Origin of the sequence: Bordetella sp. BOR01 (genome assembly GCF_019218885.1) — a bacterium.
GTDB lineage: Bacteria > Pseudomonadota > Gammaproteobacteria > Burkholderiales > Burkholderiaceae_B > Bordetella_A.
This window is the reverse complement of the sequence record NZ_JAHUWT010000003.1, coordinates 87,795-114,289: the sequence shown is the minus strand read 5'-3', so window position 1 is coordinate 114,289 and position 26,495 is coordinate 87,795. Positions and strand designations below refer to the sequence as shown.

Sequence of the window (26,495 nt, the reverse complement as noted above, 5' to 3'; positions counted from 1 at the left end):
ACGCTGCACTGCGGCAACTGTCTTAAAAGTTGCATGCTGTTTCGTACCCGGCTATTTATCGTGTGCCAGAGTATGATCAGTTGCATAGAATATGCGTTACCCGACCAAGGAGTCCACATGAGCCAAACCCTGTCCCCCTCCGTTATTGCACCGCGCACCGGTCGCTGGTTGGCCGTGGCCGCGATCGTTACCTCGATGGCTTTGCTGGGCGGCTGCGCCAATCGCAGCGCCTCCAGCGGCGTCTATTCGTTTGACCAGGCCCAGCGCGAGCAAATCGTGCGTATCGGCACGGTCACCGGTGTGCGCCCCATCACCATCCAGGAAGATCGGTCCAGCGGCGTGGGCATGATTGCCGGCGGTGCCCTGGGCGGCGTAGCGGGTAATGCCGTGGGCGGCGGCACGGGCCGTGCCCTGGCTACCGTGGGCGGTGCCATCCTGGGCGCCCTGGCCGGCAATGCGGTCGAAAACCGTGCGGGCCGCGCTTCCGGCCTTGAAATCACGGTGCGCCTGGATAATGGCGAAACCCGTGTCGTAGGCCAAGAGGCCGATGTACCCATCAGCGTGGGCCAGCGCGTGCAAGTGATCAGCGGCGCGGGTCCCACCCGCGTGGCGCCTTACTGATACCGCCGGGGCGCGTAGCGCCCGGCGTGCCATGTAGATGCAGGCGCCCGCCTTGGCGGGCGCCTGTGCTTTTGTGCGGTTGTGTTTCTGTGCCGGGTGCCTGCCTAGGCTGCCCTATACGCCCAGCAGGCCGTAGGTCAGGCGGGCCAGCATCATCAGCGTGATCTGCGCCAGGATCAGCAGCACCAGCGGCGAGAAGTCGATTGCCGCGCCCCGGGGCAGGATGCGCCGGATGGGGTCGAGCATGGGCGCGGTCAGGGTCTGCAGCAGCGCCATCAGCGGCGACATGGGGTTGATCCACGACAGCACCGCCTGCAGCAGTGTCAGCCACACGATCAGGTTCAGGGCCCATTTCACTACCATCAGCAGCGAAGAAGCCAGCGCCTTGGGCAGCATCGCGGCCGGAATCAGCGACCCCACGGCCAACAGCCAGATCAGCACCAGGTAGAGCAGCGCAACCAGCCAGGCGGCCAGCAGGCTGGTCCAGTCGACCGAGTGGCCGGCCGGCACCAGCTTGCGCAGCGGCAGCACCAGCCAGTTGGTGACTTGATAGATGCCGCGGGCCAGCGGGTTGAATGGATGCAGGCGCACCGCGTGGGTCCAGGCGCGCGCGATCAGGGCGGCCCCGAACAGCGTGAAGGTGATTTCGAGCAGGAAGCGGAGGATATCGCCGAACATAGGGACGGTCTGCCAAAAAATAACGGCTGTTATTGTCGCATGACCCTATGGCAATGCGTGGGGCAACGAACTACAAGCCCCCACGCTGCGCCTTCGGCTTGCCCGGCGGCAACATAAAAGCCGCCTGGCCGAAGCCAGGCGGCTGAGGGTACCGCTAAAGAACGGTTCCGTCCGTATTACGGACGGCCGCCCGTCGGGAAGGGCCACGACGCGGCAGGGTTCAGCGCGGTTTTTGCACCCGGGGCAGCAGCCGTGGACGGCGGCGTGGCGGGCTTCTTGGGCGCGGCCTTCTTGGCAGCAGGCTTTTTGGCGGCAGGCTTCTTGGCAGCGGCCTTCTTGGCAGCAGCCTTCTTCGCCGGCGCCTTCCTGGCCGCTTTCTTGGCAGGCGCTTTCTTAGCCGCCTTCTTGGCAGGCGCCTTCTTGGCCGCTTTCTTGACGGCCTTCTTGGCTACGGCCTTTTTGGCGGCTTTCTTGGCCGGGGCCTTTTTGACCGCTTTCTTCACGGCCTTCTTGGCAGCGACCTTCTTTACCGCCTTTTTGGCAACCGCTTTCTTCACCGCCTTCTTGGCAGCGGCTTTCTTCACGGTCTTCTTGGCGGCGGTCTTCTTCACTGCCGGTTTCTTGGCCGCCGTCTTCCTCACGGCGGGTTTCTTGGCCGCAACTTTCTTCACGGCGACTTTCTTCACGGCCTTCTTGGCCGGGGATTTCTTGGCCGCGGCCTTCTTGGCGGCGGGTTTCTTCACCGCTTTCTTGGCGGCTTTCTTGGCTGTTGCCATGGTTATGCTCCTTAGGTTCAGGGGTCCCAGAACTTAAACCCGTGCCACTATCCGTCGAAAAACGGATCGCGCCCGGGCTATTCATCGGCGCATGCCGCTGCCCCATGCGGGCGACAGCTACTACGGTTTGCGCTAATGAATTCGGCACAGCCATTTGATATGGCCCCCGCGTCTTGCGCGAGCCATCTCAAATGGCGCCGGCAGGTGCCCGACATCGGGCAACCTACCGCTTGGTACTGCGTATTCGAATACCCAGGCCGACGGAGCCGGCATCAGGTCGTCGCGCAAAGTCATTGCGCGCGGCGGCCGATGCACATCATTCCCAGCTCAGCGTCCCGCCAGTCTGGTATTCGATCACGCGTGTTTCGAAAAAGTTGCGTTCCTTCTTAAGATCGATCATTTCCGCCATCCACGGGAAGGGGTTTTCTTCCTGCGGATACAGCGGTTCTATCCCAATTTGCTGGCAACGGCGATTGGCGATGAAGCGCAGGTACGACTTGAACATGGGGGCGTTCAAGCCCAGCACGCCGCGCGGCATCGTGTCTTCGGCGTAAGCGTATTCGAGTTCTACCGCTTTCTGGAACAGCTCGCGGATTTCCTCGCGGAATTCCGGCGTCCACAGATGGGGGTTTTCCAGCTTGATGGTGTTGATCAGGTCGATGCCGAAATTGCAGTGCATGGATTCATCGCGCAGGATGTACATGTACTGCTCGGCGGCGCCGGTCATCTTGTTCTGGCGGCCCAGCGCCAGGATTTGCGTGAACCCCACGTAGAAGAACAGGCCTTCCATCAGGCATGCGAACACGATCAGCGACTTCAGCAGCGTCTGGTCGGCTTCGGGAGTGCCCGTATTGAAGTTGGGGTCGGCGATCGCGTCGATGAACGGGATCAGGAATTCGTCTTTGGCTCGAATGGACGGAACTTCGTTATAAGCGTTGAAGATCTCGGCTTCGTCCAGGTCGAGGCTTTCGACGATGTACTGATAAGCGTGCGTGTGAATGGCTTCTTCGAACGCCTGGCGCAGCAGGAACTGGCGGCATTCGGGCGCCGTGATGTGGCGGTAGGTGCCCAGCACGATGTTGTTCGCGGCCAGCGAGTCGGCCGTGACGAAGAAACCCAGGTTGCGCTTGACGATACGGCGCTCGTCTTCGGTGAGCCCGTTGGGGTTCTTCCAGAGGGAGATGTCGCGCGACATGTTGATTTCCTGCGGCATCCAGTGGTTGGCGCAGGTGGCCAGGTATTTTTCCCAGGCCCACTTGTATTTGAACGGAACCAGCTGATTGACGTCGGTCTTGCCGTTGATGATGCGCTTGTCGGCGACCCTGACGCGTTGCGCGGCGGCGTCATCGCCGCTTTGCAGGTTGGCTGAATGCTGGGGCGCGGCCGGGGTGGGCAGCGCCGAATCGCCGAACACGCCGGTGGCGGCGCGGGCTGGCTGGACCGCAGGCGCAGCCGGCTGCCCGCCCGCCGCGGGGGCGGGCGATTGCGCCGGTTTGACTGCGAGGTTGTCTTCTTCCCAATTAAGCATGAATGAATTCTCCGGGGGCGGTGGTGATTACTGGCAGGCTTCGCACTCTTCGAAGCCGGGATCGCCCGGCCGCATGGTGCAAACCGCCCCGAGAACTTCGGGTTCCGGCAAAGCAGGGGTGGCCGCCACGACCGCAGTGGCGGCGTGGCCGGCGGCGTTGACGGCGTTCAATTCGCCGCCGCGGCCCGTGGACTTTTCAGCGCTGGTGGCGCCCAGCGTACGCAGGTAGTAGGTGGTCTTCAGGCCACGCTGCCATGCCAGCTTGTAGGTGTCGTCGAGTTTCTTGCCCGAAGCGCCCGCCATGTAGATGTTGAGCGATTGAGCCTGGTCGATCCATTTTTGGCGGCGCGACGCGCACTCGACCAGCCAGCGCGGTTCGACTTCGAACGCAGTGGCGTAGAGTTCGCGAAGTTCGGAAGGTACGCGATCGATACGGGACAGGCTGCCGTCGAAGTACTTGAGGTCGGCGACCATGACTTCGTCCCAGAGACCGAGTTTCTTCAGGTCACGCACGAGATAATCGTTTACGACCGTGAACTCGCCGGAGAGATTCGATTTGACGTACAAGTTCTGGAAAGTAGGTTCGATGCACGCAGATACACCAATGATATTGGAAATTGTCGCAGTTGGGGCAATTGCGATGCAGTTCGAGTTGCGCATGCCATGTTCTTTGATGCGTGCACGCAACGCATTCCAATCAAGCGTGCTCGATTCATCGACTTCGACATGGCCACCGCGTTCTTCACGCAGCATCGCCAACGTGTCTTGCGGCAAGATGCCACGCGACCACAGCGAACCTTCGTACGACGGATAACGGCCGCGTTCTTGCGCCAGTTCGCTGGATGCCGAGTAAGCGTGATAGCACACGGCTTCCATTGAACGATCGGCGAATTCGACAGCCGCTTGCGAGGCATACGGCACGCGCATCATCTGCAGGCAGTCCTGGAAGCCCATGATACCCATGCCCACCGGGCGATGGCGCTCGTTGGAGTCTTTGGCCTTCTTGACTGCGTAGTAGTTGATGTCGATCACGTTATCGAGCATGCGCATGGCAATGCCGACCGTGTGCTCGAGCTTGTCGTGGTCGAGCTCGAAACCGCCGGCGGCAGCGGGCTTCATGTGCGCGACCAGGTTCACCGAACCCAGGTTGCACACCGCGATTTCCGACTCGTTGGTGTTCAGGGTGATCTCGGTGCACAGGTTCGAGCTGTGCACCACGCCCACGTGCTGCTGCGGCGAGCGGATGTTGCACGGGTCCTTGAACGTGATCCAGGGATGGCCGGTTTCGAACAGCATCGACAGCATCTTGCGCCACAGCGACAGCGCCGGCATTTTCTTGAACAGCTTCAGTTCGCCGCTGGCGACGCGGGCTTCGTAGCCCAGGTAGGCTTGTTCGAAGGCCTTGCCGTACTTGTCGTGCAGGTCGGGGCAATCGGACGGCGAGAACAGCGTCCATTCGCCGCCTTCCATGACACGCTTCATGAACAGGTCGGGGATCCAGTTGGCCGTGTTCATGTCGTGGGTGCGGCGGCGTTCGTCGCCCGTGTTCTTGCGCAGCTCGAGGAATTCCTCGATGTCCAGGTGCCACGTTTCCAGGTACGTGCACACCGCGCCCTTGCGCTTGCCGCCCTGGTTCACTGCCACGGCGGTGTCGTTGACGACCTTCAGGAACGGCACCACGCCCTGGCTTTCGCCATTGGTGCCCTTGATGTGGCTGCGCAGCGCGCGCACCGGGGTCCAGTCGTTGCCCAGGCCGCCGGCGTACTTGGCCAGCAGCGCGTTTTCCTTGATGGCGTCGTAGATGCCTTCCAGGTCGTCGGACACGGTGGTCAGGTAGCACGACGACAGTTGCGAGTGCAGCGTGCCCGAGTTGAACAGCGTGGGGGTCGAGCTCATGAAGTCGAACGACGACAGGATCTCGTAGAACTCGATGGCGCGCGCTTCGCGGTCGGCTTCGCGCAGCGCCAGGCCCATGGCCACACGCATGAAGAACACCTGCGGCAATTCGATGCGGGTGCCGCGGATGTGCAGGAAGTAGCGGTCGTACAGCGTTTGCAGGCCCAGGTAGCCGAACTGCAGGTCGCGGCGGGCGTCCAGCGCCGCGGCCACGCGCGCCAGGTCATAGCTGGCCAGCTTGGGATCGAGCAGGCCGCCTTCGATGCCACGCTGGATGAAGGTGGGGAAGTATTCGGCGTAGCGGGTAAGCATGCCGGATTGCGACACTTCTTCGCCCAGCACTTCCTTGCGGATCGTGTGCAGCAGCAGGCGCGCCGTGACCTGGCTGTAGGCTGGGTCTTTCTCGACCAGCGCGCGCGCCGACAGGATGGCGGACTTGAACACTTCGTCGACAGGGATGCCGTCGTACAGGTTCTTGACCGTTTCCTTCAGGATGGCTTCGGTGTCGATGAATTCGCTCAGGCCTTCGCCGGCGGCCTCGATGGTGGCGCGCAGTGCGGCCAGGTCGAGCGGGCGGCGCTCGCCGTTGTCCACCACGTTCAGGTGGCTTTCCTGGGTGGCGGCCGGTGCGGTTTTTTCCAGCACTTCGGCGGCGGCGGCGCGTTCCTGCGCGCGCTTTTCGCGATACAGCACGTAGGCGCGGGCCACATCGTGCTCGCCCGAGCGCATCAGGGCCAGTTCGACCTGGTCCTGGATGTCTTCAATATGGAAGGTACCGCCAGCCGGGCGGTTGCGCACCAGGGCGGTGACGGCTTGCGAGGCCAGTGTCTCGACCAGCTCGCGCACGCGCGCCGAGGCGGCGCCCTGGCCGCCGTTGACGGCCAGGAATGCCTTGGTCATGGCGATGGCGATCTTGCTGGGTTCGAAACCCACCACTGAGCCATTGCGCCGGATGACGTTGTAACTGGCCCATTGTCCGCCGTTGGCATCGGCGGGGGCATCTGTTTGGGAGGGCGGCACGGCGGAAGGCCGGGTCACAGAGGCGATCGTAGTCTGCATGGAAGCTCCTGTGGAATAGCGTAGATAAGGGCATGAGGCGTGCCCATGCCGGCTGCTGAATATCTGGGGAGGGGGTCGTGCTGCGCCGGAACGAACGCCCGGCTGCGCCAGGCGGAGTGAATCCGACAATTCTGACGACCACTACATATAGTGTAGCACCCCTCGCATGACACTAATTCTAGTGACGAGGGGGGGAGGGAACAAGAAGAACTATTACTCAGTTCCCCAATTAATTGTAACAAAATACGACGACCTCACGGGCAAGGCGCGTACGGCGTAGTGCTTGCTCTCAGGGCATCGCTTCATGCGCTCTTGCGCCAGGAAACGCCTGGAGAGGCAGGCGGGCCGTAGTGTTGCAGCATCTGCTGCAAAGCCTTGCGATAGTTTGCCACACTGGCCGCCTTGACATGCCCGAATCCGCGCACTTTATCGGGCAGGGCGGCAATACTCGCGGCCTGCGCCAGGTTGGTGGGCGACAGGTGATCCAGCAGGACTTGCACCGTATCCCGGTATTCATCGATCAGTTGGCGTTCCATACGCCGCTCGGCGCCATGGCCGAACGGGTCCAGCCAGGTGCCGCGCAGACCCTTGAACCGTGCCAGCACCCGCATGGCGCCCAGGGTGGCCGGCCCCAGCGCGATCTTGCGGGGAACCCCGGTATGCGGGTCTTTGCGGGCCAGCAGCGGCGGTGCCATGTGGAAGCGCAGCGTGTAGTCGCCCTCGAATTGCTCGCGCAATTGTTGCTGGAAGCCGCCATCGGTGTATAGCCGCGCGACTTCGTACTCGTCTTTGTAGGCCATCAGCTTGTACAGGCTGCGCGCCACCGCCATCGCCAGCCGGGGCGTTCGCGCAGAAGGCGCCAGTTCGCGTTCGCGTTGCGCCACGTGCTCGACCAGTTGCTGGTACCGGTGCGCATAGGCGGCGTTCTGGTAGGCGGCCAGGTCGCGCACGCGGCGTGCCACCACGTGCTCGAACGATTCCGGCACGTGCAGTTGCACGACCTGGGCCGCCGGGCGCAGTGCGCTGTCCAGCGCCTGGGGCCGGTACGCCGCCAGGCGGCCGGCCTCGAAGGCGTCGCGGTTGGCCTGCACCGCCACGCCATTGAGTTCGATGGCGCGCACCAGCGCGCCATGCGACAGTGGCACGGCGCCGCGCTGCCAGGCGTAGCCCAGCATGAACATGTTCGACAGGATGCTGTCGCCAAACAGTGCCAGTGCCGCCTGGTGCGCATCCAGCGCGGCCGTATTGGCCTCGCCCGCCGCATGGCGGATCTTGGCCAGCAGCGCCTCGGGCCGCAGGGCCGCGTCCGGATCGCGGGTGAAGTCCGACACCGGGGCCACATAGGTGTTGACCATGACCTGCGTGTGCCCGTGGCGCAGCGCGCCCAGCGAATCGGGCGCCACCGCCGCCACCGGGTCGCACAGGATGGCGGCATCGGCTTGCTGCCAATCGAGCCGCACCGGGCCGTTGGGCGCATGGGCCGGTGCCAGCCGTATGTGGCTGACCACGGTGCCGCCTTTCTGGGCCAGGCCGGTCAGGTCCAGCACCGAGGCCGACAGGCCTTGCAGGTGCGCGGCCATGGAGACGATGGCACCGATGGTGATCACGCCGGTGCCGCCCATGCCGGCCACCAGCATGCGATAAGGTTGCTCGGGGGCATGGGACGGCGGCAGGGGCAAGGCAGCCAGATGCTGCCGCCAGGCCGGTTCGCCGGATGATGGCGCGGCCTGCTTGCGCAGCTTGCCTCCCATTACGGACACGAAACTGGGGCAGAAGCCTTCGGCGCAGGAATAGTCTTTATTGCAGCTGGATTGGTCGATGGCGCGCTTGCGGCCGTAAGGGGTTTCCAGCGGCACGATGGACAGGCAGTTCGACTGCACGCCGCAATCGCCGCAGCCTTCGCACACCGCGCTGTTGATCAGCAGGCGGCGCGCCGGGTCGGGAAACTGCTGCTTCTTGCGGCGCCGCCGCTTTTCGGCCGCGCAGGTCTGGTCGTGGATCAATACCGTGACGCCTGCGGTTTCGCGCAGTTCGCGCTGCAGGGCATCCAGTTCGCGCCGATGGTGCACGGTGGTGCCGGCCGGCAGTTCGGTGCCATGGTATTTCTCGGGCTCGTCGGTGGTGACCACGATGCGCGCCACGTTTTCGCCACGCAATTGCTGGCAGATCTGGGGCACCGAGATCGGGCCGTCCACCGGCTGGCCGCCGGTCATGGCGACCGCGTCATTGAACAGGATCTTGTAGGTGATGTTGGCGCGCGCCGCCACCGCCTGCCGGATCGCCAGGTAGCCGGAATGGTAATACGTGCCTTCGCCCATGTTCTGGAACACGTGCGGCGTATCTATATAGCGAGACAGGCCGATCCAGTCGGCGCCTTCGCCGCCCATCTGGGTCAGGCCTCCGGTATCGCGGTCCATCCAGGCCGCCATGTAGTGGCAGCCCACGCCGGCCAGCGCCTGGCTGCCTTCAGGCACTTTGGTCGAGCTATTGTGCGGACAGCCCGAGCAGAAATAGGGGCGCCGGCGCATGCCGTCGGCATCGTTGGACAGCGGCGCGGGACAGGCGAACGCCGCCGGGTCGGCGCTGCTGCGCAGGCCGGCGTTGCGCGCCAGCCAGGCCGACAGCGGACCGGCCAGCAGCGATGGCCGCAACTGTCCGGCCGACGGCACCAGCGGCTCGCCGTCCAGGCCGGTCTTGCCGGCGACGCTGGGGCGTTCGGGGCGGTTGTACAGCAAGTCCTTGATCTGGCTTTCGACCACCGCGCCTTTCTCTTCGATCACCAGAATGTGCGACAGGCCGTGGGCGAACGCATGCAGGCGTTGGGCGTCCAGCGGCCAGGTCAGGCCGGGCTTGTAGATGCGCACCGGGGTATCGGCGGCGTGTGGGTCGATGCCCAGGCGGGACAGGGCTTCCAGCGTGTCCAGGTGGGCCTTGCCCACGGTCACCAGCCCCACGGTCGCGCCGGGCGCCGGGCAAACCAGCTTGTCGATCGAGTGGCGCCGCGCAAAGGCGCGTACGGCTTGCAGCCGCGTCTGCATGCGGGCTTCCACGGCCAGCGACAGGAAGTCGCGCGCCGTATATTCCAGGGCTTCGGGCGGCAGTTCCGGGTTGGCCGGCATGTCATAGCAGGCGGGGGGGGCCGGCGTGTACGCCTGGCCGCTTTCCACGGTTTCGGATATGGCCTTGAACGCCACCCAGGTGCCGCTGTGGCGCGACAGCGCCCAGCCCCAGAGCGCGAAGGTCTCGTATTCGTCGATCGAGGCCGGATGCACGATGGGCATCTGCCAACCGATCAGGGATGCCTCGCTGGCATGCGGGATCGACGACGATACGGCCGTGTGGTCGTCGCCCACCACGACCAGCACGCCGCCATGGCGCGAGGCGCCGGCGGCATTGCCATGATGCAGGGCATCGCCCGCGCGGTCCACGCCGGGGCCCTTGCCGTACCACAGGGCAAACACGCCATCGACCTTGCGGTCGTCGCGCACGCCCGCCTGCTGCGTGCCCATGACGGCGGTGGCGGCCATGTCTTCATTGATGCCGGGCAGGAACGTGACCTGGTGGGCATCGAGGATAGCCTTGGCCTTCCACATCGCCATGTCCACGCCAGCCAGCGGCGAACCGCGATAACCCGATACGAAGCCGGCGGTGTTCAAGCCGCGTTCGCGGTCCAGGCGGCGCTGCGCCAGCAGCAGGCGCACCATCATTTGCGTGCCGGTCAGAAAGACCCGGCCGCGCGTGCGGGTCAGGTTGTCTTGCAGCTGGTAGTCCAGGTCCAGAGCCGGTTCGGCCGCCGGGGTTCCATCCATGATGGGGCGCTCCTATTTGTTCTTACCATGATAGGTGCGCTCAACCAGCGATTTATTGCGTTATTGGATCGTGAAATCCCTATAATTTGAAATGAACATTTCGTTTTGGCTTGATAAGGGGGCAGTATGGACAAAACCGACATCGGCATTCTGCGGGCCCTGCAGGAAGACGGCCGCGCCTCGGCGCAGCAATTGTCCGACCAGGTGGGCCTGTCGACCGCCCCGGTGTGGCGGCGCGTGAAAGCCCTGGAGGCGGCCGGCGTCATCACGGGCTACACCGCGCAGGTGGATCGCTCGAAGGTCGGGCTGCAGGGCTGCATGTTCGCGCAGATCAGCCTGGAACGGCATTCGGCCAGCACGGTCGAGAACTTCGAGCGCTCGGTGCGCGATGCGCCCGAGATCCTCGAGTGCTATGCCGTGACGGGCGATTCGGACTTCCTGCTGAAAATACTGGTGGAAAGCCCGGAAGCCTACGACCGGTTCCTGCACCGGTTCCTGTTCAACTTGCCGGGTATCCGGCAGACCCGCACGATCGTGGCACTGCGCGAGATCAAGCACGAGGTGCGCTTGCCGCTCAGCGCGGCTTGATGCCCGCGATATCCACCCATTCTTTCCAGTGTGCGGTGTCTGCCTTGACGAAGGCATCGAAGGCCGCCACGTCCATCGATTCCGGCTGCAGGCCCAGGTCGCGGAATTTGCCCGCCGTCTGGGCATCGGCCAGGGCCTCGCGCATGTATTGATTCATTTTCTGCACGATCGGCGCGGGCGTGCCGGCCGGTGCCGACAGGCCCAGCCAGCCGGCCACGGCGTAGCCTGGGTAATACGTGGCCATGGTGGGCACATCGGGCCAGGCGGGGTTGGGTGTGGCCGCGCTGACGGCGATCGGGCGCAGCCCCTTGCCCTGGATCTGCCCCATGGCAGTCAGGTAGTCGACGAAGGCAAAGCCGATCTGCTTGCCGCGCAGGTCGGTGATGATTTGCGTGATGTTCTTGTAGGCCGCGCCGCTCACCTCGATCTTGGCTCGTGCCTTGAACAGCTCGGCCGGCACTTGCGACGACGAACTGTAGTAGCCGAAGAAGACTTCGCCAGGATGCTTGCGCGCATAGTCCACCAGCTCGGGCACCGTGCGATAGGGCGCGTCGGGCGCCACGATGCCCACCGAGCCGAACGTGCCGAACAGCCCCACCTGCGCGAAGTCCCGCTGCGCGTCGTAAGGCACCGACTTGTACAGGAACTGGTTGGCGCTGTGTGTCGAATTGGTTGACAGCAAATAGGTATAGCCATCGGCTGCGGCCTTGCTGGCGGCCTGCGTGCCCACGATGCCGCCGGCGCCGGGGCGGTCTTCGACCACCACGGTCTGGCCGGTGCGCTGGCCGAGGTACTGGGCGAAGGTGCGTGCCGTCAGGTCGGCCGCGCCGCCAGGGGCCGAGGGCACGATGATAGTGACGGTCTGCGCGGGCCACTTGGCGGCATCGGCGGCCAAGGCGGGGCCGGCGGCAATGGCCAGCGACAGGGCCAGCAATGCTGGCGCGGCGCGGAAGAAGGCGGGAGCGGGCATGGTGTCTCCTTGGGTGACTCGGGTCGTGGTTATAGGTGTAGTGTCCAGTCCAGGATGGCCTGGGCGCTTTGCTGCCAGCCGCGCGCATACATCATGCAGTGCGGCTGCCCGGGCAGCAGCAAGTAATCGAATCCGAACAGCGCGGCCACCGCGCGGTCCTGGCCGGGCGGATGGCGCTCGGGCGTGTCCTGCCCGGCTTCCAGGCACAACCCCGGCGCCTGGATACGGGCCGGATCCACCGGCACGCGCAGTCGATAGCGGTCGTTGATGACCTCGGGGCTTTCCGCGCACAGGCGGCGCGCCACCCGCGCGGCCTCATCCGGCATGCCGGGTTCGGCAAGGAAGCGCAGGCCGATTTCCAGCAGGTTGGGGGGCGCCACCGGAAGGCCGGCCGGTACCGCGGGCAATGCCCGCGCGCCAGCCAGGTTGGCGGGGGGCGATGGCGCCATCAGCACCACTCCGGCAACCGGCCGGCCGGCCGCGCACAGCAAGGCGGGCAGGGCGCCCATGCTATGTCCGGCCACGATCACTGGCCCGCAAAGGCGATCGCAGGCCGCCATCACGCAGGCCGCCAGGTCGGCCACCGTCGTGCGCGCGAAATCGGCCGTTTGCGGCAGGCCGCCATGGCCGGGCAGGTCCAGCGCGGCACAGGCAACGCCCCGCGCCGCGAAGAAACGCAGGTAATGCGCATAGCACCATGCACCATGAAAAGCGCCCGGCACCCACAGCAGCGTCGGGCGGCCCGGTGTGCCGGCCAGCCCGGTCACCATGCGGCCGCCGGCGACGGGTTGCGCGGACAGCGTATCGACGAAGTCAAAATCCAGGTGATGCAAGGCGTGGTCGGGCGACATGCGGATATCTTAGGCTGGCTTTTTTCATCAGAAAATTTTATTTTTCATATCAAAAAATAAGTTTGCCAAATCATCTGCCTGCCCCGATGCCCAACCTTCCCGACCTGTCCGTGCAGCACTACCGCCATTTCCTGCTGGTGGCTGAATTACGCAGTTTCCGCGCCGCCGCGGCGCGCGCGTGCCGCTCGCAGCCGGCCCTGTCGTTGTCGATCAAGGAAATGGAGCATCGCCTGGGCCAGCCGCTGTTCGAGCGCGGCAGCCGGGTGGTGTTGACGCGCTTCGGCCAGGAATGCCTGCCGCTGGCGCGCGAACTGGTCGAGCATCACAATCGCGTGGCCGGCGCGATGGGCGGGCTGGCCCGCAACGAGGCCGGCTTGCTGGCGCTGGCCTCGGTGGCAACGGTGGCCACGCATTGGCTGCCCGAATTGATGGCCACCTACCGCCAGCAATATCCCGGCGTGGCCTTGCGCATCTTCGACGACAACTCCGAGGGCGTCGAACGCATGGTGCTGGCCGGCGAAGTCGAACTGGGCGTATGCAGTCCCGTCACGCGCGATCGCCGGCTCGAGTTCGAACCGCTGCTGCGCGATGCGTTCGGCCTGGTTTGCCACAAAGGGCATCCCCTGGCGCAGCGCAAGTCCGTCACCTGGCGCGAGATTGCACCGCTGCCGCTGGTGGGCACGGTGGCGCACCGCCAACTGGCGGGCTATCCGCAGGCCGCATTCATGATGGACCGGCAGGTTTTCGTCTCGAACATGATGTCGCTGCTGGCCATGCTGGAACGCGGCGTCGGCGTCACGGTACTGGCCCGCCTGGGGGTGCCGCCGGACTCGCCGGGCCTGGTCTTCGTGCCGCTTGCCCGCCCGCGCATCGAACGGCAACTGGGCATCATGCGGCTGGCGGGGCGGGCCTTGTCGCCGGCCGCGGCCAGCATGCAGGCGCTGCTGCGCAAGAAAGCGGCGGGGTAGGCCGGCCCATTATCGGCGGACTTGCGCCCCTTGAGACTGTTGCGCTTACACACCACCTGCAAGCTGGCGTCATTGCATCTGCGGTCCACCCTCATTAGAGTCCCACCTGCAAGTGCGCGCGTCCAGGCCGGCTTATTGCCGCCCCGGTGACGCGCGTAGTTTCGAGGACGTCATGAAAAGTCTGTTGTGGTACCGCCATATCGGCGCCGTGGGCGCCGCGTTGATCCTGGCCGGCTGCGCGGCCCGCAAGACCGAGCAAGCCCCGGTGCCCGTGGCACCTGCCGCCCCGCCGCCGCCCGTGGCCTGCGCGCCCGCCGACCCGGGCAGCCGCCTGGTGGGCACCTGGCAGTCGAACACCCGGCCGCGCGGCGTGGCGGGCGACTTCCGCGCACTGATCGTGCTGTCCGCCGATGGCTCCATGCACTACGATACCCAGCTCAAGATCGGCAAGCGCATCCGTCCCGGCCTGCGTGAATCCGGTTGCTGGAAGCAGGCCGATGGCATTGTCGTGCTGCAGACCACCAAGTCCAATGGCGAACTCGTCGACACCGACGATCCCATCTACCAGAACCGCTATCGCATCGAGAAGGCCGACGCGGCGCGGCTGGCGCTGCGCGAACTGCGCTCGGGCGGGCAAGTGATCGCGGCCCGTCGCATGCCGACGGGCTATCGCCTGCCCGACTGACGTGCTGTCGATGCCGCCCGTCACTTCCCAGAACCGGGCCATCGCGTTGCTGGCGCTGGCCGCTTTCGTCAGCGCCTGTGCGTTCCGTATCTGCGATCCCATGCTGCCCCGGTTGGCGGCCGATTTCGGTGCGTCGACCGGGCAGGCCGCGGCCACTGTCACGGCCTTCGCGATTGCGTACGGACTGCTGCAGATGTTCTTCGGGCCAGTGGGCGACCGTTATGGCAAATACCGCGTCGTGGCCGTGGCCACCTTTGCCTGCGCGATTGGCAGCGCGGGTGCGGTGCTGGCAACGTCGCTCGACATGCTGGTGCTGTGCCGCGCCTTGTCCGGCGCGGCTGGGGCCGGCATCGTGCCGCTGTCGATGGCATGGATCGGCGACAACGTGCCCTACGAACGGCGCCAGGCCACCTTGGCGCGCTTTCTCACCGGCACCATCATGGGCATGGCCGCGGGCCAGTTGGCCGGCGGCTGGTTCGCCGATACGGTCGGCTGGCGCTGGGCATTTGGCGCGTTGGTGGCGGGCTACCTGATCGTGGGCATATTGCTGTGGCGCGAAGTCGCCAGGCAGGCGGCGGCGCCTGCCGCGGCCGTGCCGCCGCGCCAGGGCTTCGCCGCCCAGGTGCGGGTGGTGCTGGGCGTGCCCTGGGCGCGTATCGTGCTGGCCACGGTTTTCGTGGAAGGCCTGCTGGTGTTCGGTGCCCTGGCGTTCGCGCCGGCCTACTTGCACGCGCGCTTCGGGTTGTCGCTGACCGCGGCAGGGGCGGCGGTGGCGGTCTATGCCCTGGGCGGCCTGCTGTACACGCTGGTGGCCGGGCCGATATTGCGGCGCCTGGGCGAACGTGGCCTGGTGCGCATCGGCGGGCTGGTGCTATGCGTGGCGTTCCTGACGTATTTGCTGGGCCCGGCATGGGGCTGGGCCTTGGTGGCCAGCATGCTGGCCGGGTTCGGCTATTACCTGTTGCACGCCACCCTGCAAACCCACGCCACCCAGATGGTGCCCAGCGCACGCGGCACCGCGGTGGCCTGGTTTGCGTCGTGCCTGTTCCTGGGCCAGGCGGTAGGGGTGGCGCTGGCCGGACTGGTGGTCGACGCGGCCGGCGCCGCCGCGCTGTTCGGCACGGCGGCCGCCTTGCTGCCGCTGCTGGGCGGCGGCTTTGCGTGGGCGCTGCGCCGGCGCGTGGTGGCCGCAGCCTAGCGCAAGGCGGGCCTGGGCCCCGCTGGCATTACAGTGCGCCCAGGCGCTGCAACACGACGTCTTTGCCGATCAGGGCCAGCACGGCATCGACCGCCGGCGTCTGCGTCTGGCCCACCACGGCCACGCGCAGCGGAATCGCCAACTGCGGCATTTTCAGGCCACGGTCGGCCAGTACCGCCTTGATCAGCGCGGAAATCGCTTCGCGGGTCCAGTCGGTGCCGGCGGCGCGTTGCGAGAAATCGGCCAGCGCTTCGCGCGCGGCCGGCGTCAGGTGCTGCTCGGCCAGTTCGGCCGAGGCCGGCTGGAACGGCTTGCAGAACAGCAGCGCGGCCTCGGCCAGTTGTTCCAGGGTTTCGGCACGGTCTTTCAACAGGCCGATGGCCGCCACCAGGTCGACTGCGCCAGGGTTGCCGCCGCGCCGCTCGATGCGCGGCGCCACGCGCGCCGCCAGTTCGGCGTTGTCCATTTGCTTGATGTACTGCGCGTTCACCCAGTTCAGCTTCTTGGGGTCCCATTGCGAGGCCGATTTGGACAAATGCCGCGTGTCGAACCATTGCACCAATTGTTCGCGGGTGAACAGTTCGTCGTCGCCGTGGCTCCAGCCCAGCCGCGCCAGGTAATTGACCATGGCTTCGGGCAGGTAGCCTTGTGCGTCGTATTCCATGACATTGACGGCGCCATGGCGCTTGGACAGCTTTTCGCCATCGGGCCCCAGGATCATCGGCACGTGGCCGTATTCGGGCAGGGTGGCGCCCAGCGCGCGCAGGATGTTGATCTGGCGCGGCGTATTGTTGACGTGGTCGTCGCCCCGCAGCACGTGGGTAATGCCCATGTCCCAGTCATCGACCACCACGCAGAAGTTGTACGTGGGGGTGCCGTCCGGCCGGGCGATGATCAGGTCGTCGAGCTCGGTGTTGTCGAAGGCGATGGGCCCCTTGACCATGTCGTTCCAGCCGGTGGCGCCGTCTTGCGGATTCTTGAAGCGCACCACCGGCTTGCGCCCGGGGGGCACCGGCGGCAGCGTCTTGCCGGGCTCGGGGCGCCAGGTGCCGTCGTAGCGCGGCTTCAGGCCCTGGGCGCGCGCGGCCTCGCGCATGGCCTCGACCTCTTCGGGCGAGCTGTAGCAATGGTAGGCGGTGCCAGCCTGCAGCATCTGGGCCACCACTTCGCGGTAGCGATCCATGCGTTGCATCTGGTAGAACGGCCCTTCGTCAGGCTGCATGCCCAGCCAGTCCATGCTGTCCAGGATGGCTTGCACTGCTTCGGGGGTAGAGCGCTCCAGGTCGGTGTCTTCGATGCGCAGCACGAATACCCCCTGGTGGTGGCGCGCAAAGGCCCAGGAAAACAGCGCGGTTCGGGCACCGCCCAAGTGCAGGAAGCCGGTGGGCGAGGGCGCGAAGCGGGTACGGATGGTGGCAGGAGTCGATGTCATGGGAAGCAGGAAAAATCAGCGTGGCGGGCCCCGCGAGAATGCGGGAAAGCACGGCGCGCGATCATGGCGATCGCGTGCCTGTCTTGTTACGATGGCCGTATTTTAGAATAGCGCCCGCTTTGCTCATGCTGCGACACGCTCTTGCCCCGCTGTTCGAACCCGGATCGCTGCTCATTGTGGCCGACCGGCCCTTGCCGGTGGCCGACGCGCTGCCCGCCGCGCTGCGGGCGCGCACCACGCGGGTCGACGCCGTGCCGGGCCTGGCCCCCCTCTTGCCCGACACCTGCGCCGGCCTGGCTGCCGGGCAGCGGCCCGACCTGGCCCTGGTATGCGTATCGCCGGCCGTGTTGCCCGAAACCCTGCGCCGCCTGACTGCGCTGCGGCCGCGCGCGGCAATCGTGCTGCCGCACGAATTGCCCGACCCTTACCCCGGCGGCACGCTGGCGCTGTGCCGCGCCTGGGCCCAGGAAACTGGCTGCGCGCTGCTGGGCCCGCGCGCCTTCGGGGCACAACGTCCGCATGCCGGCCTCAACCTCAGCCAGCATCCCACCCTGGCGCGGGCCGGGCGCGTGGCACTGGTGGCACAGTCGCGTTCCATCACTGCCGCCGTCATGGACTGGGCCGAAGACGTGCACATCGGCTTTTCCACCGCAGTATCGCTGGGCGACGAAGCCGCGGTCGGGCTCGAGCAGGTGCTCGACTTCCTGGCCAGCGACCCGCGTACCGACAGCATCGTGCTGTACCTGGAAGATGCCGGCCCGGCACGCGAATTCATGAGCGCGCTGCGGTCCGCGGCCAGCGTCAAGCCCGTCATCGTGCTCAAGGCCGGCCGCGACGCCGCGCCCGGCAGCGACGCCGCGCTCGATGCCGCCCTGCGGCGCGCCGGCGCGGTGCGGGTGCGCTACTTCGTGCAGCTGTTTTCCGCCGTCAAGGTACTGGGCTATATGCGCCGGCCACGCGGTCGGCGCGTTGCGCTGCTGTCCAACGGTAGTGGGCCGCCCCAGCTGGCGCTCGACCTCATCGGGCCCGATGCGGCCGTGCTCAAGGCCGACCTGGCGCCCGCCACCCGGCGCGCGCTGGCCGCCTTGCTCGAGCCCGACGCCGCCATCGCCAACCCTGTCATTACTTTCGTGCCGCTCACGCCCGAGCGTATCCAGGCCGTGCTCGACTGCCTGATCGACGACAACGGTGTCGATGGTGTGCTGGTACTGCTGGCACCCGATGCGCTGGCCGACATTCCCGCCGTCGTGCGCCAGTTGGCGCAGATCGCGCCCAAGGCGTCCAAGCCCGTGGTCAGTTGCTTCATGGGCGATGCCGGCATGCGGCCGTTGCGCCGCATGCTCGACGATGCCGGCACGCCGGCGTTCCGCACCCCCGAATCGGCCGCCGATGCCTTCGGCGTGCTGGCCACGCACCACTACAACCAGCAACTGCTGCTGCAAACCCTGCCGCCCGAGCCGCCCAGCCGCCTGCCCGACATCGCCCGCGCCCGCGCGGTGCTCGACGAGGCCCGCGGGCAGGGCCGGCGCAGCTTGTCGGCGGCCGAGTGCCGCAGCGTGCTCGATGCCTTCTACGTGCCGCTGCGCGACGTGCCGGCAGGCGTGTTGCCAGGCGAACCCGAATCCCGGCCCATGGCGATCCGCATGTGGCGCGACCCGCGCTTCGGGCCCATGATCCAGTTCGGCGCCGGCGGCCCGGATGCCTTGCTGGCCAGCGGCACCGATCGCGGCATCGACCTGCCCCCTCTCAACGGCTTCTTGGCTCGCCAGCTCATCGAGCGCAGCCGCGCGTGGCGCCGCGTGCTGGCCGCGCAAGTCAGCGGCGCGGCGGCCGAGGCCCTGCAGCAGGCGCTGGTGCAGGTGTCCGAACTGATCTCCGAACTGCCCGACATCGAATCGCTCGATATCGACCCGCTCTACGCGGGCGAAGCGCAGTTGCGCGCCGCGGGGCTGCGCATCACCCTGTGCGCCGAACCGGCCTGTGCCACGCCGCAGGCCAGCGGCTATCCGCACATGGCCATCCACCCTTATCCGGCACGCCTGGTGCGCACGCGCCAATTCGACGACGGCACGGACTGGGTCATCCGTCCCATCCGGCCCGAAGACGGCCAGACCTTGCAAGAGTTCATCCGCGGCCTGTCCGAGCAGTCGCGCTACATGCGTTTCGTGTCCATGATGCGTGAGCTCACGCCGCGCATGGTGGCGCGCTACACGCAAATCGATTACCACCGCGAACTGGCGCTGGTGGCCACCACGCAGGTGCCCAACCCCGAAAACCGGGGCCATCCGCGCGAGGTCATCATCGGCTTCGCGCACTACCTGCGCAACGCCGACGGCCGTGGCGCCGAGTATGCCCTGGTCATCGGCGACGACTGGCAGCGCCGCAAGCTGGGCGGGCAACTGATGGAAGCCTTGATCGATGCCGCGCGCGGACAAGGGCTGGAATATATCGACGGCCTGGTGCTGGCCAGCAATCGCCCCATGCTGACGCTGATGACGCGCCTGGGCTTCACCAACGACCCCGACCCCGAAGACCCCTCCATGCGGAGGGTATGGCTGTCGCTTGGTTCGTGACGGGGGTGTGCGTAGCGGTACGTGGTTTGGTTCTTCTGGCGTCGGATCGAGGCGCCGCGGCGTTCACGCCATCCCGCTACGACGCCAGAAGAAGCGCAGCACCATACCCACTAAGCAGCCAGCACTTCCCGCAAGAATCCCGCAATGTCAGCGATTTCCGGCCCGCATACGGAATGGGGCATGGGGTAGGTGTGCCAGCGCACGTCGTAGCCCAGCGCCTGCAATTGCGCCAGCGATGCCTGGGCGCGCGGCAGGGCCACTACCGGGTCGAAGCTGCCGTGCGCCAGGAAGATGGGCGTGTCGGCGTTGGCGGCATGGCGTTCGGCGACCGCCGTATCCAGCAGCGGCAGGTAGCCCGACAGGCCGATCATTCCCGCCAGCTTTTCATCCAGCCGCAGGCCCGTGTGCAGCGTCATGGCGCAGCCTTGCGAAAAGCCCGCCAGCACAATGCGCGAAGTGGGAATGCCGCGCGCATTTTCGCGCGCGATCAGGGCGCGCACGGCGCTTTCCGATTGGCGGATGCCGGCGGCGTCTTCCTGGCGAACCAGGTCGGTGACCAGGATGTCGTACCAGGCACGCATGGCCATGCCGCCATTGATCGTCACCGGCTGCACCGGCGCATGCGGGAAGACGAAGCGCACGGCAGGACTGGCGCCCAGCTTCAGCTCGGGCACGATGGGGGCGAAATCGTTGCCGTCGGCTCCCAGGCCATGCAGCCAGATCACCGCATGGGTCGGATTGGGGGCGGTCTCGAGTTCGATGCTGTCGAGCAGGGCGGAGTTGGCGCTCATGGTCGGAAAAGAAAAGGGGGGATCAAGGCCACCGCTCAGGCGGCCAGCGATTTCAGGGCCTGGAACAGCGCCCGGTAGTGCTTGCGCTGGGGTTCCTGGCCTGGCTGCAAGGCCGCATTGAGCTGCGCTTCTTTGCGTGCCGCGCGGATGGTGGCGCGCAGTTGCTGCACGTCGGCACCCGGATGCGCGTCCAGCAGTTCGGTCAGGGCGTCGTCGTCGCTCAGCAGGCGCTCGCGCAAGGCTTCCAGGCGGTGCATGGCTGCGGTTTCTTCGCGCGAGCCGTTTTGCCAGATATCGAGCTGCGCGCGGATCTCGTCGGCTGGCGCATCGCGCATCAGCTTGCCCACGAAATGGGTCTGCCGGCGCCGGCCTTCGCGGCTATTGGTGCGCTGCGCCAGGCGGATGGCCTCGTACAGGCGTTCGGCCAGCGGCAATTGTTTCAGGCGGTCGTCGGGCAGGTCGATCAATTGCCTGCCCAGGTCCAGCAGGGCATGCATTTCTCGCTTGACCTGCGACTTGCTGGGTCGGTCGTAGCCGTTATCGTCAAAATCGGGCTCGGCCGCCGGATCGGTAGTAGGGGAAGTCATGGGAACAGCATCAACACAGACTTGGCTATGATAACCGTCTCTGTACATTGGACTGCAATGGTCAATACTCCCACTTCCTCTCTTCCCCTGGCCGCCAACCACGCGCGTTTCAGCGAACTCGTCGAGCAGGTGCTGGCGCATGCGCGCAGCATCGGCGCCAGTGACGCCGTCGCCGAGGTGTCCGAAAGCCTGGGCCTGTCGGTGTCCGCGCGCAAAAACGACATCGAAACCGTCGAACAGACCCGCGACCGCGCGCTGGACCTCACCGTCTATGCCGGCCAAAGCCGCGGCTCGGCCTCGACCTCCGACTTTTCCGACGAGGCGCTGCGCCAGACGGTGGAGGCCGCCTGGCACATTGCCCGCCATACGGCCTCCGACCCGGCCGCCGGCCTGCCCGATGCCGACCAACTGGCCACCGATATTCCCGACCTGGCGCTGCACTACGCCTGGCCGGTCACCACCGAACAGGCCGCCGAGCTGGCGCTGCGTGCCGAACGGGCCGCTCGTGCGGTCGATGCGCGCATCACCAATACCGACGGGGCCTCGGTGGGCACCTATGAAGGCCAGTTCGTCATGGGCAACACCCGCGGCTTCCTGGGCGGCTACCCCTATTCGCGCCACAGCCTGTCGGTGGCGCCCATTGCCGGGCGCGGCAACCACATGCAGCGCGACTACTGGTACACCTCGGAACGCGACCCGGCCCGCCTGGCCTCGCCCGAGGCCATCGGCCGCTACGCCGCCGAACGCACCCTGTCGCGCCTGTCGGCCCGGCGCATCCGCACTGGCAAGTTCCCGGTGCTGTTCGAGGCGCCCCTGGCCCTGGGCCTGCTGGGCGCCTTTACCCAGGCCACCAGCGGGGGGGCGCTGTACCGCAAGGCCAGTTTCCTGGTCGATTCGCTGGGCAAGCCCATTTTCCCTGGCCACATCGACATCGCCGAGAACCCGCACGTGCCTGGCGGCATGGGCAGTTCGCCGTTCGACGACGAAGGCGTGCGCACCCGCGCGCGCAGCGTGGTGTCCGGCGGCGTCCTGGAAGGCTATTTCCTGTCCAGCTACACCGCCCGCAAGCTGGGCCTGGCCACCACCGGCAATGCCGGCGGCTCGCACAACCTGACCCTGTCCTCGCGCCGTACCCGCGCCGGCGACGATTTCGAAGCCATGCTGCGCAAGCTGGGCACCGGTTTCCTGGTCACCGAGCTCATCGGGCAAGGGGTCAACTACCTTACCGGCGATTATTCGCGCGGCGCTTTCGGCTATTGGGTCGAAAACGGCCAGATCCAGCACGCCGTCCAGGAAATCACCATTGCCGGCAATCTGGCCGACATGTTCCGCCAGATCGTCGCCGTAGGCTCGGACACCATCGCGCGCGGCACGAAGCGCACGGGCTCCATCCTGATCGAGCAGATGGCCATCGCCGGCGTCTGAGCGGTCCTCGTCCAGGGTGTCAGGCACTGCCTGGGCGTCGACGGAACCCCGGTCGCGCTTCTGTGTCTGACACCTGCCTTACGCGCGCGGCGCCTGGCCGCAGGGGCCGGAAATCCCCATAGAGCGCATTTATAACAACGTGTAATATCCGCCAGATATCGCACGCGATATCCATACCGAGTTGCCATCGAGGAGCCAATCAAAATGCAACGTCGTTCCTTTCTGAAACAAGCCGGCCTGGGCGCCGTCGCGGGTAGCGCCGCGGTCGCCGCGCCGGTATTCGCGCAAGATGCGCCCACCCTGAACTGGCGCATGGCGTCCAGTTTCCCGCGCAGCCTCGATACGCTGTTCGGCACGGGCGACATTTTCTGCAAATTCGTCAACGAGGCCTCTGGCGGCAAGTTCACCATCCGCCATTTCCCCGGTGGCGAAATCGTTCCGGCGTTGCAGGTCATGGACTCGGTGTCCAACAACACCATCGAGTGCGGCCATACGGTTTCGTACTACTACTATGGCAAGAACCCGGCGTTCTGCTTCGACGCGGCCGTGCCGTTCGGCCTGAACGCCCGCCAGATGAACGCCTGGATGTTCGACGCCGACGGCATGAAGCTGACCCGCGAAATGTTCCAGCCGCAAAAGATCATCAACTTCCCCATGGGCAATACCGGGGTGCAGATGGGTGGCTGGTACCGCAAGGAAATCAAGTCGGTCGAAGACCTGAAGGGCCTGAAGATGCGCACCGCCGGCTTCGCCGGCGAAGTGCTGTCGCGCCTGGGCGTGGTGCCCCAGCAACTGGCGGGCGGCGACGTCTACCCCTCGCTCGAAAAGGGCACCCTCGACGCCGTGGAATTCGTCGGCCCGTACGATGACGAAAAGCTCGGCTTCAACAAGGTCGCCAAGTACTACTACTACCCGGGCTGGTGGGAAGGCGGCCCGCAAGTGTCGTTGTACCTGAACGAAGGCGCCTGGAACGGCCTGCCCAAGCCCTACCAGGCTATCGTCGAGGCCGCCAGCCGCGTTGCGCACGTGGCCATGACCTCGCGCTACGACGCAGTGAACCCCGGCGCGCTGCGCAAGCTGATCGCCGGCGGCGCCGAACTGCGCCCGTTCCCGCGCTCGGTCATGGACGCCTCGTACGACGCCGCCCAGACGGTCTACAAGGAATTCTCCGACAAAGACCCGAAGTTCAAGGCCCTGTACGAGAACTACATGGGCTTTCGCGACAGCGTGGTGCCCTGGTTCCGCCTGGCCGAAGGTTCGTACGACCAGTACCTGGGCGTGGCCATGGCAGCGAAGAAGTAGCCCCCGAAGCGCTGCGCGCTTCCCCAGTGGGCGCGCTCGCGGACCGGCGAAGCCGGCTCCGCGGTGTCCCTGCTTGAGTTACACCTGTGATATGCGGCGCGTGTACCCGGTTGTCAGGTATCTGGCTCCCTTTCGGGAGCCAGGGCGATACCGACCTTAAAACAAAAAACCTTTGATCCCCCTGCGGCAAGGCCAGGGCTCTGGCCTCCTGTGCCCGGGTTGCAAGACCGCGCTCATTGTTTTGAAATATTTATTTTCAAAATAAAGTATGCCTCTGGCTGGTTTAAACGCTTTTAAACGCAGCTTTAAACGTTTTTTAAATGTTCGAGGTGTTGACTGCCTTCGTCATTACATTAGCATCGCCAAAGTGAAAATGTTGTCGAGCAAAAAGTATTTGTTCGCTTGGCACGATTGTGGTCGTTTTCTTGGGGATGAATAATGGCTGACGAAGTTATATATATAAACGGGGAAAACCCCGTCGTGACTGTGGATCAGGGCCAATATACCGACGACACATTGCTTCATGTGGTGTATCAGGACTGGGATTCAGTTTTGAATGTCACCAACGAATCCGGTTCTTCGGATGTGCTGGGGATCGACGTAAATGTCCCCCTCAAGGTGGCAGGGGTTACTAATTTAAATGTAGGAGAAGGTGCCCACGTCAAGCTCGAGAGCCTGTTGGTTCAATATGTCCATGTTACCGGTGCTCCTCCCGCCGTATACAACTATAGTATTGCCGACGGCGGCACCCTCGAGATGGCGCCTCAGTTCGTTGGTCAAGTGATCGTGCATGACCTGCAAGTTCCTTATTCAAGCCAACTTAACATCGATTTTGGCGGCTCGGGCACATCGACTTTGATTTTTGATACCGGCGACCTTGGCCTAAGTCCATCAAGCAGCTATACCTATCCCGAGCTTATCGGCATGAGCGGCGGCGACCAACTGATTATTCCGGGCGCGACGAGTTTTACCTATGAGGATGGTACGCTGCGATTTCAGAATTCCGCAGGGGGCTATGTCGCTTTCTTCAATGCTTCAGGCCTGGACCCGGACGAAATCCACTTTGAAAATGGCGTGATGACCTACGCGTGCTACCTGAAGGGCACGCACATTGCCACGCCGGATGGTGAAACCAGGATCGAGGATCTCAAGGCTGGCGATCAGGTGCTGACCGCCAGCGGCGGTACCGCCACCGTCAAATGGCTGGGCCATCGCACACTGCGCAGGCAGCGCATCCCGGCAAAGGATGCGGTCCGCGCCTTTCCCATTCTGTTCAAGAAAGATTCGATTGCCCGGAACCGGCCCCATCGCGACCTGTTGCTGTCGCCCGGACATCACGTTTATTTCGACGGCGCGCTGATCCCGGCCATGTTGCTGGTGAACGGCCGGACGATCATCCAGCAATTCGATATGAAGGTCTTTGAGTATTTCCATATTGAACTGGAGCAGTTCGACATCGTGCTGGCCGAAGGGGTGCCGGCGGAATCGTATGTGGATACGGGCAACCGGGCGATGTTCCAGAATGCCTCGGCCGTCGCACTGCATCCGGATTTTGTGCCCGCCGAGGGGCGGCCACATATCGAAGGCATCACGGTGGAGCGTTCGGGGCCGGTGGTGGAGGCGGTGCGCAAGCGCCTGCTGCAGCGCGCCCAGGTCCTGACCCAGTCAGCGCGCGTCACGGATCCTGATCTGCGCGTCGAGGCCAACGGCCAGGAAATCCGCGCTCAAAACGGCAGCCCGCAGGAAGGAGTCATCCGCTTTGCGTTGCCGGCCGGCGCCGCCCGGGGCGATGTGCGCATCTGCTCCCGTTCGGCAGTGGTGCGTGAAACATCGGTCCGTGCCCGGCGCGACCTGCGGCAGGTGGGTGTGGGGCTGGCGCGCATCACCATCGAGGAGCAGGGTATCCGTCGCGATCTCGACCTGCTGGACGCGCAATTGGGTGGCCTGCATGCGCCGCAAGACGCCTACGGTGTTGCCATGCGCTGGACCAACGGCGAAGCGGTGATCCCGGCGGCGTTGCATGGCATCCGCGGCCCGGCGGTGCTGGAGCTGCATGTGCTGCGTACTTACTCGTACTGGGGCGATGCCCTGCAACGCGCGGCTTAGCGCTTGACGGCCAAGACGGTATCTGAAAGCGCATTGCCCATTATTTGCGCAATCGTGCTAGAATGATCAGCTTTCCCTTATTCCGGTTGGTAGCACGGGCGGGTAATAACGCTTAGGCCAGCTGCGGGTTTCCTAACGGGTTTCCCCAAAGCACAACGGAATAGGAAAAAATTCTTGCCAGGCTCTTCCGGCAAGAAAATTTACCTTTTAGGAACCAATCATGAAGACCTTTGTGGCTAAGCCGCATGAAGTCCAACGTGACTGGTTTGTGATCGACGCCAAGGGCAAAGTCCTCGGTCGTGTGGCCAGCGAAGTCGCACGTCGCCTGCGTGGCAAGCACAAACCTGAATTCACGCCGCACGTTGATACCGGCGATTACATCGTCATCATCAACGCCGCCGATATCGTCGTCACGGGTAACAAGGCGCAAGACAAGAAGTACTTCCGCCACACCACCTACCCGGGCGGTATCCGTGAAACGAACTTCGAGAAAATGCAGCAGCGTTTTCCCGGCCGCGCCATCCAGAAGGCCGTCAAGGGCATGCTGCCCAAGGGTCCGCTGGGCTACGCCATGATCAAGAAACTCAAGGTGTATGCCGGTGCCGAGCACCCGCACACCGCTCAGCAGCCCAAGCCGCTGGATCTCTAAGGA

At 65.2% G+C, this 26,495-nt stretch carries 20 protein-coding genes; 10 read left to right on the top strand and 10 right to left on the bottom strand.

Features of this window, described 5'->3' with window-relative positions; all coding sequences use genetic code 11:
* The first annotated feature begins 117 nt into the window (after positions 1 to 117).
* Positions 118 to 621 (top strand): glycine zipper 2TM domain-containing protein, encoded by a 504-nt coding sequence (locus KW845_RS15350; RefSeq protein ID WP_218370154.1) that lies wholly within the window; start codon positions 118 to 120, stop codon positions 619 to 621.
* Between the two features lie 114 nt (positions 622 to 735).
* Here KW845_RS15350 and KW845_RS15345 read toward each other — a convergent pair whose 3' ends face one another.
* The 5 genes from KW845_RS15345 to KW845_RS15325 all read right to left on the bottom strand — a co-directional run bounded on the left by KW845_RS15345 (position 736) and on the right by KW845_RS15325 (position 10,367).
* Positions 736 to 1,299 (bottom strand): YggT family protein, encoded by a 564-nt coding sequence (locus KW845_RS15345; RefSeq protein WP_218370153.1) that lies wholly within the window; start codon positions 1,297 to 1,299, stop codon positions 736 to 738.
* 176 nt (positions 1,300 to 1,475) lie between these two features.
* Entirely contained in the window at positions 1,476 to 2,075 is a 600-nt protein-coding gene (locus KW845_RS15340; RefSeq protein ID WP_218370152.1) for a histone H1-like DNA-binding protein, read from the bottom strand.
* 316 nt (positions 2,076 to 2,391) lie between these two features.
* The gene (locus tag KW845_RS15335) at positions 2,392 to 3,603 is read right to left on the bottom strand and encodes a ribonucleotide-diphosphate reductase subunit beta (protein ID WP_218370151.1); all 1,212 of its coding nucleotides are present in this window, start codon (positions 3,601 to 3,603) and stop codon (positions 2,392 to 2,394) included.
* Between the two features lie 27 nt (positions 3,604 to 3,630).
* Complete coding sequence (locus KW845_RS15330) at positions 3,631 to 6,558, bottom strand: ribonucleoside-diphosphate reductase subunit alpha (protein WP_218370150.1); 2,928 nt, start codon at positions 6,556 to 6,558, stop codon at positions 3,631 to 3,633.
* Between the two features lie 302 nt (positions 6,559 to 6,860).
* Entirely contained in the window at positions 6,861 to 10,367 is a 3,507-nt protein-coding gene (locus KW845_RS15325) for an indolepyruvate ferredoxin oxidoreductase family protein (protein ID WP_218370149.1), read from the bottom strand.
* 126 nt (positions 10,368 to 10,493) lie between these two features.
* Here KW845_RS15325 and KW845_RS15320 point away from each other — a divergent pair, with 126 nt between their 5' ends.
* On the top strand, positions 10,494 to 10,955 hold the full coding sequence (locus KW845_RS15320) for an Lrp/AsnC family transcriptional regulator (protein WP_218370148.1): 462 nt from the start codon (positions 10,494 to 10,496) through the stop codon (positions 10,953 to 10,955).
* On the opposite strand, the gene KW845_RS15315 is transcribed toward KW845_RS15320, so the two are convergent.
* Both KW845_RS15315 and KW845_RS15310 read right to left on the bottom strand, forming a co-directional pair.
* Positions 10,942 to 11,925, bottom strand: coding sequence for a tripartite tricarboxylate transporter substrate binding protein (locus KW845_RS15315; RefSeq protein ID WP_218370147.1), 984 nt, complete (start codon positions 11,923 to 11,925; stop codon positions 10,942 to 10,944). The genes KW845_RS15320 and KW845_RS15315 overlap by 14 nt on opposite strands.
* Positions 11,926 to 11,954: 29 nt before the next feature.
* On the bottom strand, positions 11,955 to 12,776 hold the full coding sequence (locus KW845_RS15310; RefSeq protein WP_218370146.1) for an alpha/beta hydrolase: 822 nt from the start codon (positions 12,774 to 12,776) through the stop codon (positions 11,955 to 11,957).
* A gap of 86 nt (positions 12,777 to 12,862) precedes the next feature.
* Between KW845_RS15310 and KW845_RS15305 the strand changes: the two genes are divergently transcribed.
* From KW845_RS15305 to KW845_RS15295, 3 genes are all read left to right on the top strand, one after another.
* Entirely contained in the window at positions 12,863 to 13,744 is an 882-nt protein-coding gene (locus KW845_RS15305) for a LysR family transcriptional regulator (RefSeq protein WP_218370145.1), read from the top strand.
* A 172-nt stretch (positions 13,745 to 13,916) separates the two neighbouring features.
* Entirely contained in the window at positions 13,917 to 14,429 is a 513-nt protein-coding gene (locus KW845_RS15300) for a hypothetical protein (protein WP_218370144.1), read from the top strand.
* Positions 14,430 to 14,439: 10 nt separating this feature from the next.
* Positions 14,440 to 15,627: an MFS transporter gene (locus tag KW845_RS15295; protein ID WP_218370143.1), complete on the top strand. Its 1,188-nt coding sequence runs from the start codon at positions 14,440 to 14,442 to the stop codon at positions 15,625 to 15,627.
* A 28-nt stretch (positions 15,628 to 15,655) separates the two neighbouring features.
* Here KW845_RS15295 and gltX read toward each other — a convergent pair whose 3' ends face one another.
* Positions 15,656 to 17,059 carry a glutamate--tRNA ligase gene (gene gltX / locus KW845_RS15290; protein ID WP_218370142.1) on the bottom strand — a complete coding sequence of 468 codons (1,404 nt, stop codon included), beginning with the start codon at positions 17,057 to 17,059 and terminating at the stop codon, positions 15,656 to 15,658.
* Between the two features lie 125 nt (positions 17,060 to 17,184).
* Here gltX and KW845_RS15285 point away from each other — a divergent pair, with 125 nt between their 5' ends.
* Entirely contained in the window at positions 17,185 to 19,632 is a 2,448-nt protein-coding gene (locus KW845_RS15285; protein ID WP_218370141.1) for a GNAT family N-acetyltransferase, read from the top strand.
* A 110-nt stretch (positions 19,633 to 19,742) separates the two neighbouring features.
* On the opposite strand, the gene KW845_RS15280 is transcribed toward KW845_RS15285, so the two are convergent.
* Together KW845_RS15280 and yjgA are read right to left on the bottom strand one after the other, a co-directional pair.
* On the bottom strand, positions 19,743 to 20,423 hold the full coding sequence (locus KW845_RS15280) for an alpha/beta hydrolase (protein ID WP_218370140.1): 681 nt from the start codon (positions 20,421 to 20,423) through the stop codon (positions 19,743 to 19,745).
* Between the two features lie 35 nt (positions 20,424 to 20,458).
* On the bottom strand, positions 20,459 to 21,010 hold the full coding sequence (yjgA, locus tag KW845_RS15275) for a ribosome biogenesis factor YjgA (RefSeq protein ID WP_218370139.1): 552 nt from the start codon (positions 21,008 to 21,010) through the stop codon (positions 20,459 to 20,461).
* A 57-nt stretch (positions 21,011 to 21,067) separates the two neighbouring features.
* On the opposite strand from yjgA, the gene pmbA reads away from it, so the two are divergent.
* From pmbA to rplM, 4 genes are all read left to right on the top strand, one after another.
* Positions 21,068 to 22,435 (top strand): metalloprotease PmbA, encoded by a 1,368-nt coding sequence (gene pmbA / locus KW845_RS15270; RefSeq protein ID WP_218370138.1) that lies wholly within the window; start codon positions 21,068 to 21,070, stop codon positions 22,433 to 22,435.
* A 204-nt stretch (positions 22,436 to 22,639) separates the two neighbouring features.
* The gene (locus KW845_RS15265) at positions 22,640 to 23,737 is read left to right on the top strand and encodes a TRAP transporter substrate-binding protein (protein ID WP_218370137.1); all 1,098 of its coding nucleotides are present in this window, start codon (positions 22,640 to 22,642) and stop codon (positions 23,735 to 23,737) included.
* A gap of 438 nt (positions 23,738 to 24,175) precedes the next feature.
* The gene (locus KW845_RS15260; protein WP_218370136.1) at positions 24,176 to 25,843 is read left to right on the top strand and encodes a Hint domain-containing protein; all 1,668 of its coding nucleotides are present in this window, start codon (positions 24,176 to 24,178) and stop codon (positions 25,841 to 25,843) included.
* A gap of 220 nt (positions 25,844 to 26,063) precedes the next feature.
* A complete protein-coding gene (gene rplM / locus KW845_RS15255) occupies positions 26,064 to 26,492 on the top strand; it encodes a 50S ribosomal protein L13 (protein ID WP_218370135.1) in 429 nt (142 codons plus the stop codon).
* The last annotated feature ends 3 nt before the right edge of the window (positions 26,493 to 26,495 follow it).

Coding starts and splice junctions, on each gene's coding strand:
- KW845_RS15350 (WP_218370154.1), top strand. CDS start 118: ATGAGCCAAACCCTGTCCCCCTCCGTTATTGCACCGCGCACCGGTCGC.
- KW845_RS15345 (WP_218370153.1), bottom strand. CDS start 1,299: ATGTTCGGCGATATCCTCCGCTTCCTGCTCGAAATCACCTTCACGCTG.
- KW845_RS15340 (WP_218370152.1), bottom strand. CDS start 2,075: ATGGCAACAGCCAAGAAAGCCGCCAAGAAAGCGGTGAAGAAACCCGCC.
- KW845_RS15335 (WP_218370151.1), bottom strand. CDS start 3,603: ATGCTTAATTGGGAAGAAGACAACCTCGCAGTCAAACCGGCGCAATCG.
- KW845_RS15330 (WP_218370150.1), bottom strand. CDS start 6,558: ATGCAGACTACGATCGCCTCTGTGACCCGGCCTTCCGCCGTGCCGCCC.
- KW845_RS15325 (WP_218370149.1), bottom strand. CDS start 10,367: ATGGATGGAACCCCGGCGGCCGAACCGGCTCTGGACCTGGACTACCAG.
- KW845_RS15320 (WP_218370148.1), top strand. CDS start 10,494: ATGGACAAAACCGACATCGGCATTCTGCGGGCCCTGCAGGAAGACGGC.
- KW845_RS15315 (WP_218370147.1), bottom strand. CDS start 11,925: ATGCCCGCTCCCGCCTTCTTCCGCGCCGCGCCAGCATTGCTGGCCCTG.
- KW845_RS15310 (WP_218370146.1), bottom strand. CDS start 12,776: ATGTCGCCCGACCACGCCTTGCATCACCTGGATTTTGACTTCGTCGAT.
- KW845_RS15305 (WP_218370145.1), top strand. CDS start 12,863: ATGCCCAACCTTCCCGACCTGTCCGTGCAGCACTACCGCCATTTCCTG.
- KW845_RS15300 (WP_218370144.1), top strand. CDS start 13,917: ATGAAAAGTCTGTTGTGGTACCGCCATATCGGCGCCGTGGGCGCCGCG.
- KW845_RS15295 (WP_218370143.1), top strand. CDS start 14,440: ATGCCGCCCGTCACTTCCCAGAACCGGGCCATCGCGTTGCTGGCGCTG.
- gltX (WP_218370142.1), bottom strand. CDS start 17,059: ATGACATCGACTCCTGCCACCATCCGTACCCGCTTCGCGCCCTCGCCC.
- KW845_RS15285 (WP_218370141.1), top strand. CDS start 17,185: ATGCTGCGACACGCTCTTGCCCCGCTGTTCGAACCCGGATCGCTGCTC.
- KW845_RS15280 (WP_218370140.1), bottom strand. CDS start 20,423: ATGAGCGCCAACTCCGCCCTGCTCGACAGCATCGAACTCGAGACCGCC.
- yjgA (WP_218370139.1), bottom strand. CDS start 21,010: ATGACTTCCCCTACTACCGATCCGGCGGCCGAGCCCGATTTTGACGAT.
- pmbA (WP_218370138.1), top strand. CDS start 21,068: ATGGTCAATACTCCCACTTCCTCTCTTCCCCTGGCCGCCAACCACGCG.
- KW845_RS15265 (WP_218370137.1), top strand. CDS start 22,640: ATGCAACGTCGTTCCTTTCTGAAACAAGCCGGCCTGGGCGCCGTCGCG.
- KW845_RS15260 (WP_218370136.1), top strand. CDS start 24,176: ATGGCTGACGAAGTTATATATATAAACGGGGAAAACCCCGTCGTGACT.
- rplM (WP_218370135.1), top strand. CDS start 26,064: ATGAAGACCTTTGTGGCTAAGCCGCATGAAGTCCAACGTGACTGGTTT.